Here is a 13280-nt window from a genome sequence, read left to right as displayed (position 1 = left end):
CGGCGCAAGCGTCACGTTCGCAGGTCAGACGGCGCGTACAAAAACGCCCCGGTCTTGCGACAGGGGCGTTTTTGCTCATCAGCCAGGCCGAAAAATACCCGGAATCAACCGGCGCGGCGCAACATCCAGAGCCCGGCCAAGGCGCACACACTGGCCGGCAACAGCACCGCCACCAGCGGCGGGAAGCCGAACACCAGGCTCGAAGGCCCCAGCAGATCCTGGACGATGCGGAAGGTGAAGCCCACCAGCACACCGGTGAACACTCGCTGACCGAGGGTGACCGAGCGCAGCGGACCGAAAATGAACGAGATCGCCATCAGTACCAGGGCCGCAGTGACCAACGGCTGCAATACCTTGACCCAAAATGCCAGCCAGTAGCGGCCATTGCTCAGCCCCTGGTCAGCCAGGTAGTGGATGTAGCCCCACAGACCGGTTATCGACAGCGAATCGGGCGACATCACCACGGTGCTGAGCAATTGCGGGCTCAGCGCCACGTTCCAGCGCTCGACCGGCGCGGTGACCACTTCCGTCCTTTTTTCGTGGAACAGGGTGGTCGTGACGTCGCTTAGCTGCCAGTGATCCTTGTCGAATTCCGCGCGCTTGGCGAAGCTCGACGACAGCATGTGGCGTTGATCGTCGAAGCGATAACGGGTGACGCCATACAGCAAGCCATTGGGCTGCACCGAGTTGACGTGAATGAACTCGTCACCCTGACGGTGCCACAGGCCGTGCTTGGCGCTTTGCGCATCGCCGCTGCCCTGAGCCAGTGAGCGATTGGCCTGAGCCGTGACTTCCGTGGCCGGCGCGATGTACTCGCCGATGAGAACCCCCACCACCATCAACACCAGCATCGGCTTCATGACCGCCCAGACGATTCGCCCGATCGATACACCCGCAGCCCGCATGATGGTCAGCTCACTGTGGCTGGCCAGGCTGCCGAGGCCGATCAGGCAACCGATCAGCGCCGCCATCGGCAACATGTCGTAAAGACGACGCGGCGCGGTCAGCAGGACATAGCTCAGCACATCGACCAGGGTGTAGGTGTCGCTGACTTCGCTCATCTCGTCGATGAAGGCAAACAGCGTCGCCAGACCGAGAATGATCCCCAGCACGGCCAGAATGGCGACGAATACGCTGCTACCGATGTAGCGATCGAGCTTAACCACGGGCCACCTCCAGCGCGCTGCGACGACTCGCCAGCTTCAACTGCAGGGTTTCCCAATAGAGCAAGCCCAGGCCAATGGCCAGGAAGATTGCATGCACCCACCACAGGCCCAGCGCGGGCGGAATCTTGCCCTTTTCGAGGGCGCCGCGAGCGGCAATCAGGATGCTCAGGTAAGCCATATAAAGAAGAATCGCCGGCAGCAGTTTGAGGAAACGGCCTTGACGCGGATTGACCCGCGACAGCGGCACCGCCATCAGGGTCACGATGAACACCAGCAATGGCAGGGACAAGCGCCACTGCAATTCGGCGTTCGAACGGATGTCGTCATTGTCCAGCAAGGAACGGGTCGTCAGGGCATCACGATCAGTGACTTCGTCGCTGACGTCCGGTTTAGGCAGCAATACGCCGTACTCGTCGTACTTGATCGCCCGGTAGTCGGCCTGACCCGGATTACCGTCGTAGCGATAGCCGTTGTCGAGAATCAGGTAGCGATTACCGTCGGGGCGGATTTCCTGACGACCTTTCTCGGCCACCAGCACGGAAATCCCGCGATCCTTATTGTCTGAATTGACGTTCTTTTGCGAGATGAAGACGCCACCGAGGTTGATGCGGTCATCCGACAGCGTTTCGGTGTAGGTCACCCGGGTACCGTCACGCAGCGCCTGGAAGCGGCCCGGCTCAAGGGTGTCGAATTCAGTCAGCGCGTCCTGCTTGTTCAGCAGCAACTGGAACTGATTGGCCCCTTGCGGCGCCAGGCTCAGGCTCAGCCACGCCACGACGAGCGCGACCAGCGTGGCCGGAAACAGGGTCATGGCAAACAGACGTTGCTGACTCATGCCAGTGGCCGAGAGCACGGTCATTTCACTTTCCAGGTACAGCCGGCCATACGCCAGCAGAATCCCCAGGAACAGCCCCAACGGCAGGATCAGCTGCAGGAAACCCGGCAGGCGAAAACCCATGATCAAAAACAGTGAGCCCGGATCCAGCAGGCCCGAAGCCGCCTGGGCGAGGTATTTGATGAAGCGACCGCTCATGATGATGACCAGCAGCACGGCGCTGACGGCGCTCAAGGTCAACAGGACTTCGCGGGACAAATAACGGAAGACAATCAAACCAGACACTCCAGGGTTGTCAGGCTAAGGCGGCCAAACAAGCAAACGTATCAGACAGCCCGCAGGGCAGAGCCGCCGAAAAAGATGGCGCATTATCCTGTGATTGGGTGCACCTGTCACTGCGCAATGCATAGGCATGAAGACTGCAGGAGCGAGCTTGCTCGCGAAGGTCGTCAACGATAACGAGGGAATCCTGACACCCCGTGGCGCTCTCGGGTTTTTCGCGAGCGAGCTCGCTCCTACAAAGGCCGCAAATCATTGAAGATCGTACAACCGAGGGTTGTCAGGCGCCGGTAGCGAGGTTCAAACTGCGGCCTTTGTCGCAAGCCGTGACTTGCGTCTTTCTATTTATAAGCAAGCTCGAACGCCTTTCCTCGAGCACTTGCGTGTTGACCCAATCATTCAGGGACCCGGACATGGAACTGGTTGTAAAAAGCGTTAGCCCAGAAACGTTGAAAACCGCCACGCTGGTCGTCGCCGTCGGCGAAGGCCGCAAGCTCGGTGCCGTGGCCAAACAGCTCGACGAACTGAGCGGCGGCGCCATCAGCGCTGTGCTCAAGCGCGGCGACCTGGCCGGCAAGGTTGGCCAAAGCCTGTTGCTGCACAGCCTGCCTAACCTCAAGGCCGAACGCGTGCTGCTGGTGGGTGTGGGCAAGGACGAAGAGCTGGGCGATCGCCCGTTCCGTAAAATCGTCGCCGGCATTCTCAACACCCTGAAAGGCCTGGGCGGCAGCGATGCAGTGCTGGCCCTGGACGAAGTCGTGGTCAAGGGCCGCGACAGCTACGGCAAGACCCGCCTGCTGGCCGAAACCCTGGTGGACGGCGAATACACCTTCGACCAGTTCAAAAGCCAGAAAGCCGAGCCGCGCGCCCTGAAGAAAGTCACCCTGGTGACCATCAAGGCGGCACAGGCTGAAATCGAACGCGCCGTGGCCCACGCCACCGCTATCGCCAACGGCATGGCATTCACCCGCGACCTGGGCAACCTGCCGCCGAACATCTGCCACCCGACGTTCCTGGGCGAACAAGCCAAGAACCTGGGCAAAGAATTCAAGAGCCTGAAAGTCGAAGTCCTCGATGAGAAGAAGATCAAGGACCTGGGCATGGGCTCGTTCTACGCCGTTGGCCAGGGCAGCGCCCAGCCGCCGCGCCTGATCGTCATGCAATACAACGGCGGCAAGAAGTCCGAGAAGCCGTACGCACTGGTCGGCAAAGGCATCACCTTCGACACCGGCGGTATCAGCCTGAAGCCGGGCGCCGGCATGGATGAAATGAAGTACGACATGGGCGGCGCTGCCAGCGTCTTCGGTACCCTGCGCGCCGTGCTCGAACTGAAACTGCCGATCAACCTGGTGTGCATCCTGGCCTGCGCCGAGAACATGCCGAGCGGCAACGCTTCGCGCCCGGGCGACATCGTCACCACCATGAGCGGCCAGACCGTGGAAATCCTCAACACCGACGCCGAAGGCCGTCTGGTGCTGTGCGATGCCCTGACCTACTCCGAGCGCTTCAAGCCCCAAGCGGTGATCGACATCGCCACCCTGACCGGCGCTTGCGTCGTCGCCTTGGGTTCCCACACCTCGGGCCTGCTGGGCAACAACGATGAACTGATCGGCCAGCTGTTGAGCGCCGGCCAGTCCGCCGACGACCGCGCCTGGCAACTGCCGCTGTTCGATGAGTATCAAGAACAGCTGGACAGCCCGTTCGCCGACATCGCCAACATTGGCGGCCCGAAAGCCGGCACCATCACGGCGGCCTGCTTCCTGTCGCGTTTCACCAAGAACCTCAACTGGGCGCACCTGGACATCGCCGGCACGGCCTGGACCAGCGGCGGCAAGGACAAGGGCGCCACTGGCCGTCCGGTTCCCCTGCTGACTCAATACCTGCTGGATCGCGCCAAAGCCTGACACCGATGACCCTGGGCGGCGTTGCTTGCGGGCAGCGCCGCGCTCGGTCAAGGAACCGCAATGACCAAAGTCGACTTCTATATCCTGCCCAGCGCCGATCCTTCGGCGCGGCTGGATTTCGCCTGCAAGCTCACCGAAAAAGCCTGGCGCATGGGCCATCGCATCTACCTGCATTGCAGCGATGCCGCCCAGCGCGAGGATCTCGATGCGCGCCTGTGGGCCTTCAAGGGCGAAAGCTTCGTGCCCCACGGCCCCGCTGAAAACGAACCGGATGGTTTGATTGTGTTGGGTCTTGGCGATGACTGCGGTCAGCATCAGGGCCTGCTGGTCAACCTCGACCTGAAAGTCCCGGCCTTCGCCCAGCGTTTCGCCCGCGTGGCGGAAGTGGTGGTGGAAGATCCGACGATTCGACAGGCCGCGCGGGAGAGTTTCCGTTTCTACCGCGAACAGGGCTATCCTCTGCAAGATCACCGTTTACAGCGACTCTGAGCATTCCGATGGACACTCCAAAACCGCAACAACAGTCCGCGCACCTGCTGGACGACCTTGAGTCGATCCGCCAACTGCTCGGCGATGACAACCTGCAACCACCGCTGCTGACCGACACGGTCGAAGACGGTGATCAGGAACAGATTCCGATGTTGTTCGATACGGTCGCCGCCGCGCCCCAGCCTGTCGAACCGACACCACCCGCCCCCGCCGCCCCACCGGCTCCGGTCGTCAGCAAGAACCCCGATGACCTGTTGCACCTGGACAGCGAACTGCGCGCCGCCGCGCAATTGATCATGCAAGACGTGATCGACGACTTCGCCCCGCACATCGAAACCGAAATCAAACGCCGCCTCAGCGCGCGGCTGGAACGGTTGTTGAGCCAATACAACGACTGACCCTCGCGTGTACGCGGACCGCTTTTTGTAGGAGCGAGGCTTGCCCGCGAAGGCGTCCTCGAGATCGCCTTCGCGGGCAAGCCTCGCTCCTACAAGGAAGGCGATCTCAAGGACGCCTTCGCCGGCAAGCCTGGCTCCTACAAAAGATCGCGTTCGCCATCAGCTGCTTAGATAGCGCCCGATCAAGGCGATCCCGCTTGCCAGCACCAACCACGTCACCAACCGCACGAACGCTTCGCGGGACAGGCGCAAGGTCAACCGCCGACCGATCCACAGCCCCAGCGCCATGGCCGGCAACAAACACAGCGCCAGCATCAACAGCGGAAAATCGGCATAAACACCCGCGATAGCAAACAGGCTCAACCGCACCACCGTGCTGCAGCTGATCAACGCACTTTGCGTCGCCCGGGCCGCGTCCTTGGGCAAGCGACTGTTCAAATAGATCGCATACAAAAAGCCGCCACTGCCAAACAGCGCCCCGAACATCCCGCCCACCGTGCCCATCGGCACCGCCCAACCCGCTGATAATTGCGTCGGACGGGTTTTCACCCACAGGCTATAAATCGCATAAGCGCTGATAAACAGCCCCATCAACAGCAGCAACAGGTCGGATTTGAGGTTCAGCAGAAAAATCACCCCCAACGTGCAACCCAGCGCCATGCAAGGCAGCAACCGCAGCAACTCCGGCCTCGCCACATCGCGCCGAGAGGGCAGCAGATTGCCAAACGCTGCGACGAAATCCAGCAGCACCAGCAACGGTACGATCTTCGACAGCGGCATGAACAGAATCAGAATCGGCCCGGCCACCAGCGCCGTGCCGAAACCGGCGATGCCGAACACGATGTAGGCCAGGGCAATGCCCAACCCGATCACCAGCCAACCCACCGCCCCGAATGGCCATTGGTTTAACAACTCAAGCACGCTCATCCGCACATCTTCCTTGAATACTGAAGCTGAAGTTAAACCTGTGGGAGCGAGCCTGCTCGCGAATGCGGATTAACTTCAACATTAATGTGGCTGACACACCGCATTCGCGAGCAGGCTCGCTCTCACAAGGGATTTGTGCTGACTCATGGAGATTGATCATCAAATGCCTTTAAACTGCGCCCCATGATTAAAGATCCCTTTGCAAGACTCGGCCTGGACCGTGAAGTCCTGACTGTCAGCCAGCTCAACGGCCGCGCGCGGGTGTTGCTCGAAGACGTGTTCAGCAACATCTGGGTCGAAGGCGAAATCTCCAACCTCGCCCGCCCGGCGTCCGGCCACGTGTATTTCACCCTCAAGGACAGCGGCGCCCAGGTGCGTTGCGCACTGTTCCGGCAGAACGCGGCGCGGGTTCGCCAGGCGTTGAAGGACGGCCTGGCGGTCAAGGTGCGCGGCAAGGTCTCGCTGTTCGAGGGCCGTGGCGACTATCAACTGATCCTCGACACCGTGGAGCCGGCCGGCGATGGCGCGCTGCGCCTGGCATTCGATGCCCTGAAAGAAAAGCTCAGCGCCGAAGGCCTGTTCAGTGCCGAGCGCAAAGTGCCGCTGCCGGCGCACCCGCAACGCATCGGCATCATCAGCTCGCCCACCGGCGCAGTGATCCGCGACATCATCAGCGTGTTCCGCCGCCGTGCGCCGCAGGTTCAATTGACGCTGATCCCCACGGCCGTGCAGGGCCGCGAAGCCACCGCGCAAATTGTCCGCGCACTGAAACTGGCGGATGCCCGTGGCTTCGATGCGCTGATCCTGGCCCGTGGCGGCGGTTCGCTGGAAGACCTCTGGTGTTTCAACGAAGAAGCCGTGGCCCGTGCCGTGGACGCCTGCGTGACGCCAATCGTCAGCGCCGTCGGCCATGAAACCGACGTCTCGATCAGCGACTTCGTCGCCGACGTCCGCGCGCCGACGCCCTCCGCCGCCGCCGAATTGCTCGCACCGGATTCCAGCGACCTGGTACGTCGGGTCGAAAGCCTGCATCGACGGTTGGTGATGCGCATGCGCGACCGCTTGATGCGAGATCGCCTGCGCCTGGAAGGCATCTCCCGTCGCCTGCGTCATCCCGGTGAACGCCTGCGCCAGCAAGCGCAGCGCCTGGATGACCTGGACATGCGCATGCGCCGCGCCTTCGAACGCAGCCTCAACACCCGCCGCGAACGGCTGATTCGCCTGGAAACCCGCCTCGCCGGGCAACATCCGGGCCGCCAATTGGCGATGCTGCGCCAGCGCCTCGACAGTCTCGCCGAACGCCTGCCCCGCGCCATGCGCGAAGGCTTGAAGGGCCGCCGCCTGCAACTGCAAAGCCAGATGCAGACGTTGCATGTGGTCAGCCCCTTGGCCACCCTCGGTCGTGGCTACAGCATTCTGCTGGACGAACGCGGCAACGCGATCCGCAACGCCGCGCAGACCCACACCGGCCAACGCCTGAAAGCCAAACTCGGTGAAGGCGAACTGCAAGTGCGGGTCGAAGACAATCACCTGACGCCCGTCACCCTTTCTTTACTGGATTGATCCATGCCGCGCTTTTTAGCTCCGCTGCTGTTGCTGTGCCTGACCTTCAACGCCCACGCCGACAGCTACATCACCCGTCTGTTGAACAAACCGGTGCCGGGCGGCGTGGCCGTGGTGGACCTGGGTTCCGCTGCCCAGGCGCCAAAAGCCAGTTATCAGGGCAAACCGGTGCTGGTGGTCAAGGAACAGAACAACTGGCTGGCGATTGTCGGCGTGCCGTTGACGGTCAAGCCGGGGACACAACAGGTCAGCAGTGGCGGGCGTAATCTGAGCTTTACCGTCGGCAACAAGAAATACCCGGAACAGCGCATCACCCTGAAAAATACACAGCAGGTCAATCCAGACCCGGAAAACCTCAAGCGCATCGAACGCGAGCTGGCCGAGCAGATTGCCGCCTACCGCACCTTCAGCCCGAACACGCCGAGCAATTTACTGTTGGACAAACCGGTCAACGGGCCGCTGTCGAGCAAGTTCGGCGTGCGCCGGTTCTTCAACGGTGAAGAGCGTAATCCTCACTCGGGCCTGGATTTCGCCGTGGGCGCAGGCACACCGATCAAGACCCCGGCGGCGGGCAAGGTGATTCTGATCGGCAACTACTTCTTTAATGGCAACACGGTGTTTGTCGACCATGGCCAAGGGTTTATCAGCATGTTTTGCCACATGTCGAAAATCGATGTGCAGGTCGGGCAGCAAATGGCGCGTGGCGGAGTGGTGGGCAAGGTGGGTTCGACCGGGCGGGCGACCGGGCCGCATATGCACTGGAATATCAGCCTGAATGATGCGCGGGTTGATCCGGCGATTTTTATTGGGGCGTTTCAGCCCTGAATAGTTGCTGATGCGGCTGGCCTCTTCGCGAGCAAGCCCGCTCCCACATTTGATCGGTGTGAACACATATTTTGTGGACGCCGAAAATCTAATGTGGGAGCGGGCTTGCTCGCGAAGGGGCCATCACTGACGCCATTATTCCGCATCAAGGTCCTCAATCCCATGAACCTCCCGATCCGCCAGGCAACGATTGATCCACCCCTGGGTTTCCTCTGAAAACCCGGTCAATTCGCCCGGTGTGATCAACTCCCGCGCACACAACCCAAGCAAGTGCGAGCGCGCCTCATGCCGTGAGAACCTGAAAACGCCAAACGCCCAATACAGCTCCTTTTGCCCGGCCTTGAGCAATTCTTCACTGGCCTCTATCCGCTCATACGGCGCCAGGCTTTTATCCAGCACCGTGCGCTCGACCTCTTGCATGATCCGGACACACATCCGCTCATGGGCCAATGGGCGCAGCGCGCTATAAAGCTTCCAATCCGACTCGTTCATTGCCGACTCCTGCCTGCCAGTCGTCTGTTGAAGCTTTAAGAATAGCCGCGCTGAACGGCCCCATCAGCCGCCGCCTTCGATTGCGCATCACTCAAACCTCGCGCAAGCATCCTCAGCATGAACGCCATACAGAACAATAAAATCGCGGCAAACAGGCTTTTTCGAGTATTCCTCTCAATTTTTTTCGACTGCTTGCCATCCTTCTCCCTCGCGGTTAGGGTTGAAGGCATGAAAACCTCTCACACCCTCATTCAGCTTCGCCAGCACCGCAGCCTGTGCCTTGTCAGCGCACGACTGCCGGGCTGAATCGCGGTGCCTCGTCCCACGCTTTATCCTCTTAACTTTTGATCCACCGGCAGGCCGCCTTTTTTCGGCCCACACAATAAGGATTTCCCGATGAGCATGCTCAAAGACCCGTCTTCGAAATACCGCGCGTTCCCGACCATTGATATCCCGGATCGCACCTGGCCCTCGAAGACCATCACCGCCGCGCCGATCTGGTGCAGTTCGGACTTGCGTGACGGCAACCAGTCGCTGATCGAGCCAATGGACGCGGTGAAGAAGCTGCGTTTCTGGAAAACCCTGGTGTCGGTGGGCGTGAAAGAAATCGAAGCGTCATTCCCGGCCGCTTCGCAAACCGACTTTGACTTCGTGCGCACCCTGATCGAAGGCAACCACATCCCGGACGACACCACCATTCAGGTGCTGACCCAGGGTCGTGAAGACTTGATCGAGCGCACCTTCGAATCCCTGCGCGGCGCGAAAAAAGCCATCGTTCACCTGTACAACGCCACCTCCCCTTCCTTCCGCCGCATTGTCTTCAACCAGGACAAGGACGGGATCAAGGAAATCGCTGTGAGCGCGGCCAAGCTGTTCGTCAAATACGCCGCCCAGCAGCCAGACACCGAGTGGACCTTCGAGTACTCGCCGGAAACCTTCAGCGCGACCGAACTGGAATTCGCCAAGGAAGTCTGCGACGCCGTGATCGAAGTGTGGAACCCGACGCCTGAGCACAAGATGATCCTCAATCTGCCGGCCACCGTCGAATGCGCCACGCCGAACATCTATGCCGACCAGATCGAATGGTTCGGCCGTCACATCAATCGTCGTGACAGCGTGATCATCAGCCTGCACACCCACAACGACCGTGGCACTGGCGTTGCGGCCACCGAACTGGGCCTGATGGCCGGCGCGGACCGTGTCGAAGGCTGCCTGTTCGGCAACGGCGAACGCACCGGTAACGTCGACCTGGTGACTGTCGCGTTGAACCTCTACACCCAGGGCGTCGACCCTGAGCTGAACTTCTCCGACATCGACGGCGTGCGCAAAGTCGTCGAAGAGTGCAACCAGCTTCCGGTGCACCCACGTCACCCGTATGTCGGCGACCTGGTTCACACCGCGTTCTCCGGCTCCCACCAGGACGCCATCCGCAAGGGATTCGCCCAGCAGAAACCGGACGCCCTGTGGGAAGTGCCGTACTTGCCGATCGACCCGGCCGACATCGGCCGCAGCTACGAGGCGGTGATTCGCGTCAACAGCCAGTCGGGCAAGGGCGGTATCGCTTACCTGCTGGAACAGGAATACGGCATCAACTTGCCGCGTCGCATGCAGATCGAATTCAGCCAGGTCGTGCAGCGTGAAACCGATCGCCTGGGCCTGGAGATGACGGCCCAGCAGATCCACGCGCTGCTTCACAGCGAGTACTTGCAGGCCAACACCCCGTACGCGCTGGTCAGCCATCGTCTGCAGGAAGAAAACGGTCACAGCGCCGTGGAAGTGGAAGTCTCCGGCCAAGGCCAGGGCGAAACCAACCTGCATTGGCGCGGCAAGGGCAACGGTGCCCTGGAAGCACTGGTGGCCGGCCTGCCGATTCCGGTGGAAATCATGGACTACAACGAACACGCCATCGGCGCGGGCACCAATGCCAAAGCGGCGGCCTACATTGAACTGCGGGTGAACGGCGAGCGTGCGGTGCACGGTGTGGGTATCGATGAAAACATCACCACTGCCAGCTTCAAGGCACTGTTCAGCGCGCTGAATCGCTCGCTGAGCCAGCCGGAAGCGAAAGCGGCGTAAGCCTTCGCTGAACTGTCAAAGGCCCCTTGGTGTGAACCTTGGGGCCTTTTTGTTTGCCTGGTGTTTTTGCGTTGTTGGTTATGGCCCCTTCGCGAGCAAGCCCGCTCCCACATTTGAACGCGTTTGACCGGACAACTCGGTCAAATGTGGGAGCGGGCTTGCTCGCGAAGGGGCCAGGTCAGCCAGCGAAGATCTCAGGTGAATTCGAAGGTATCGGCATCCAGATTCGCCGGAAACCGCGTGCGATAAGCCTGAAGGTCGGCAGCATTCAGAACCACCTGAAACACCCCATCCGCCTCCCCCGCACTGAGCAACGTCTCACCCTGGAAATCCAGCACCTGACTGTCGCCGGTATACGCGAAGCCCTTGCCATCGGTCCCGATGCGGTTCACCGCCGCCACGTAGCACAGGTTTTCAATCGCCCGCGCCGGCAGCAAACGGTTCCAGTGCAGACGCCGAGCACCCGGCCAGTTGGCGGTGTACAGCAGCAGATCGGTGTCCTGAGCGTCGCGGCTCCACACCGGAAAGCGCAGGTCGTAGCAAATCAGCGGCCGCACGCGCCAGCCCTTGAGCTCGAACTGCACCTGACGTTCACCGGGCGTGTAGTGATTGTGCTCGCCGGCCATGCGGAACAGGTGGCGCTTGTCGTAATGCAACACCTCCCCGTCCGGTCGCGCCCACAACAGGCGATTGCGGTGGCTGCCGTCAGCCGCCTGGACGATCAGGCTGCCGGTAATCACCGCGTCCAGCTTCGCTGCCTGAACGCGCAACCATTTACTGGTCGGACCGTTTTCCGCCTCGGCGAGGGTTTCCGACTCCATGGAAAAACCGGTGGTGAACATCTCCGGCAGGATAATCAGATCAGCCCCGCGAGCCTGCTCGAACAGTTGCTCGAAATGCTCCAGATTGGCCTGGCGGTCATGCCAGGCCAAGGCAGTCTGGATCAGCGCGATGTTCAGATTGGGCAGTGCACTCAGATCACGCATAGTTTTTCCGCCGCTTCACGCAGGGTCTCCTCACGTTTGGCGAAGCACAAGCGCACCAGGCGCTGGCCTTCGGGTGGGGTCTGGTAGAACACCGAGATCGGGATGCTTGCCACGCCATGTTCGCGGGTCATCCACAGCGCCATCTCGACGTCGTTGAGGTCCGGGCGGATCTGCGAGTAATCGACCAACTGGAAATAGGTACCGGTCACGCGGGTAAAACTGAAGCGCGACGGCGTCAGCAAATCGCAGAACAGGTCACGCTTGGCCTGATAGAACGCCGGCAGTTGTTCCACATGTTCCGGGTGCTCGGCCATGAAGTCGGCCAACGCATATTGCAGCGGCGTCACGCCGCAGAAACTGACGTACTGGTGCACCTTGCGCAGCTCTGCGGTGAGCGCCGGTGGCGCGACCACGTAGCCGGTTTTCCAGCCAGTGACGTGGTAGGTCTTGCCGAAGGAACTGACCACGAAGGCGCGTTGATACAGCTCTTCGTGATTGAGCACGCTGGCGTGCGGCACCCCGTCGTACACCAGGTGTTCGTAGACTTCGTCGCTGACCACATAGATGTCGCGGTCGCGGATCAACGCCGCCAATTGCTCCAGCTCGGCACGGCTGATCAGTGCGCCGCTGGGGTTGTGCGGGGTGTTGAGGATGATCATCCGCGTGCGTGGCGTAATGGCTTCGCCGAGTTTCTGGAAGTCGATGGAGAAATCGTTCAGGCCCAGTTGCACGTGCACGCAACGACCACCGGCCAGCTCCACCGAAGGCTCGTAGCTGTCGTAGGCCGGATCAAACACGATGACTTCGTCACCACTGTGGATAACTGTCTGAATCGCACAGAAGATCGCCTGGGTCGCGCCGGGGGTGACCGTTACTTCGTGATCGGCATCCACATTGACGCCGTAACTGCGAGCAATTTTCGCCGCAATCTGCTGACGCAACGCCGGCAGGCCGGTCATCGGTGAATACTGGTTGTGGCCGCTGGCAATGTGCCGACCGACCGCATCGCACAGGGCCTGCGGCGCATCGAAATCGGGAAACCCCTGGGACAGGTTCAGCGCCCCGGTTTGTGCCGCGAGCTGAGACATCTGAGTGAAGATAGTGATGCCGACATTCGGCAGCTTACTGGTGATCATCGTTGAGTCCCTGCTCTACACCCGGCTCTAACGGCGGCACGGGAGAGCCCGAGGATAGCCCATCCGACGCCCATAAAAAAAGGGCGCCATAAGCGCCCTTCTTTAACCCGATCCTGTAGGAGCGAGGCTTGCCCGCGAAAGCCACACCGCGGTACATCGGTAGACCGCGTCATCGTTCTTCGCGGGCAAGCCTCGCTCCTACGG

The 13280-nt window shown here is 61.0% G+C and carries 13 protein-coding genes; 6 read left to right on the top strand and 7 right to left on the bottom strand.

Annotated features, from left to right (window positions below; genetic code table 11):
• Positions 1-104 precede the first annotated feature (104 nt).
• Positions 105-1166: an LPS export ABC transporter permease LptG gene (gene lptG / locus ACIPL2_RS12395; protein ID WP_401356518.1), complete on the bottom strand. Its 1062-nt coding sequence runs from the start codon at positions 1164-1166 to the stop codon at positions 105-107.
• On the bottom strand, positions 1159-2277 hold the full coding sequence (gene lptF / locus ACIPL2_RS12390) for an LPS export ABC transporter permease LptF (protein ID WP_401356515.1): 1119 nt from the start codon (positions 2275-2277) through the stop codon (positions 1159-1161). Before lptF ends, lptG begins: the two co-directional genes overlap by 8 nt.
• Before the next feature lie 416 nt (positions 2278-2693).
• On the opposite strand from lptF, the gene ACIPL2_RS12385 reads away from it, so the two are divergent.
• Genes ACIPL2_RS12385 through ACIPL2_RS12375 form a run of 3 tightly spaced genes read left to right on the top strand, consistent with a single transcriptional unit; the run spans position 2694 to position 5071 of the window.
• Positions 2694-4184, top strand: coding sequence for a leucyl aminopeptidase (locus ACIPL2_RS12385; protein WP_401356513.1), 1491 nt, complete (start codon positions 2694-2696; stop codon positions 4182-4184).
• A gap of 60 nt (positions 4185-4244) precedes the next feature.
• Entirely contained in the window at positions 4245-4673 is a 429-nt protein-coding gene (locus ACIPL2_RS12380) for a DNA polymerase III subunit chi (protein WP_401356510.1), read from the top strand.
• An 8-nt stretch (positions 4674-4681) separates the two neighbouring features.
• The gene (locus tag ACIPL2_RS12375) at positions 4682-5071 is read left to right on the top strand and encodes a DNA polymerase III subunit chi (RefSeq protein ID WP_401356508.1); all 390 of its coding nucleotides are present in this window, start codon (positions 4682-4684) and stop codon (positions 5069-5071) included.
• A 159-nt stretch (positions 5072-5230) separates the two neighbouring features.
• Here the strand turns inward: ACIPL2_RS12375 and ACIPL2_RS12370 are convergent, their stop codons facing one another.
• A complete protein-coding gene (locus tag ACIPL2_RS12370; protein ID WP_401356506.1) occupies positions 5231-5998 on the bottom strand; it encodes a sulfite exporter TauE/SafE family protein in 768 nt (255 codons plus the stop codon).
• Positions 5999-6181: 183 nt separating this feature from the next.
• On the opposite strand from ACIPL2_RS12370, the gene xseA reads away from it, so the two are divergent.
• The gene (gene xseA, locus ACIPL2_RS12365; protein WP_401356504.1) at positions 6182-7561 is read left to right on the top strand and encodes an exodeoxyribonuclease VII large subunit; all 1380 of its coding nucleotides are present in this window, start codon (positions 6182-6184) and stop codon (positions 7559-7561) included.
• A gap of 3 nt (positions 7562-7564) precedes the next feature.
• Complete coding sequence (locus ACIPL2_RS12360; RefSeq protein WP_401356501.1) at positions 7565-8386, top strand: peptidoglycan DD-metalloendopeptidase family protein; 822 nt, start codon at positions 7565-7567, stop codon at positions 8384-8386.
• 135 nt (positions 8387-8521) lie between these two features.
• On the opposite strand, the gene ACIPL2_RS12355 is transcribed toward ACIPL2_RS12360, so the two are convergent.
• On the bottom strand, positions 8522-8878 hold the full coding sequence (locus ACIPL2_RS12355) for a hypothetical protein (RefSeq protein ID WP_401356499.1): 357 nt from the start codon (positions 8876-8878) through the stop codon (positions 8522-8524).
• Between the two features lie 35 nt (positions 8879-8913).
• On the bottom strand, positions 8914-9108 hold the full coding sequence (locus ACIPL2_RS12350; protein ID WP_401356497.1) for a hypothetical protein: 195 nt from the start codon (positions 9106-9108) through the stop codon (positions 8914-8916).
• 166 nt (positions 9109-9274) lie between these two features.
• On the opposite strand from ACIPL2_RS12350, the gene leuA reads away from it, so the two are divergent.
• Positions 9275-10954 carry a 2-isopropylmalate synthase gene (gene leuA, locus ACIPL2_RS12345; RefSeq protein WP_401356494.1) on the top strand — a complete coding sequence of 560 codons (1680 nt, stop codon included), beginning with the start codon at positions 9275-9277 and terminating at the stop codon, positions 10952-10954.
• Between the two features lie 194 nt (positions 10955-11148).
• On the opposite strand, the gene ACIPL2_RS12340 is transcribed toward leuA, so the two are convergent.
• The gene (locus tag ACIPL2_RS12340) at positions 11149-11940 is read right to left on the bottom strand and encodes an amidohydrolase (RefSeq protein WP_401356491.1); all 792 of its coding nucleotides are present in this window, start codon (positions 11938-11940) and stop codon (positions 11149-11151) included.
• A complete protein-coding gene (locus ACIPL2_RS12335) occupies positions 11928-13076 on the bottom strand; it encodes a pyridoxal phosphate-dependent aminotransferase (RefSeq protein WP_401356489.1) in 1149 nt (382 codons plus the stop codon). The genes ACIPL2_RS12340 and ACIPL2_RS12335 overlap by 13 nt, the downstream gene beginning before the upstream one ends.
• Positions 13077-13280: the final 204 nt, after the last annotated feature.

It is taken from the genome of Pseudomonas sp. NPDC086251 (assembly GCF_044746405.1).
GTDB lineage: Bacteria > Pseudomonadota > Gammaproteobacteria > Pseudomonadales > Pseudomonadaceae > Aquipseudomonas.
This window is presented reverse-complemented; position numbering and strand designations above follow the sequence as displayed.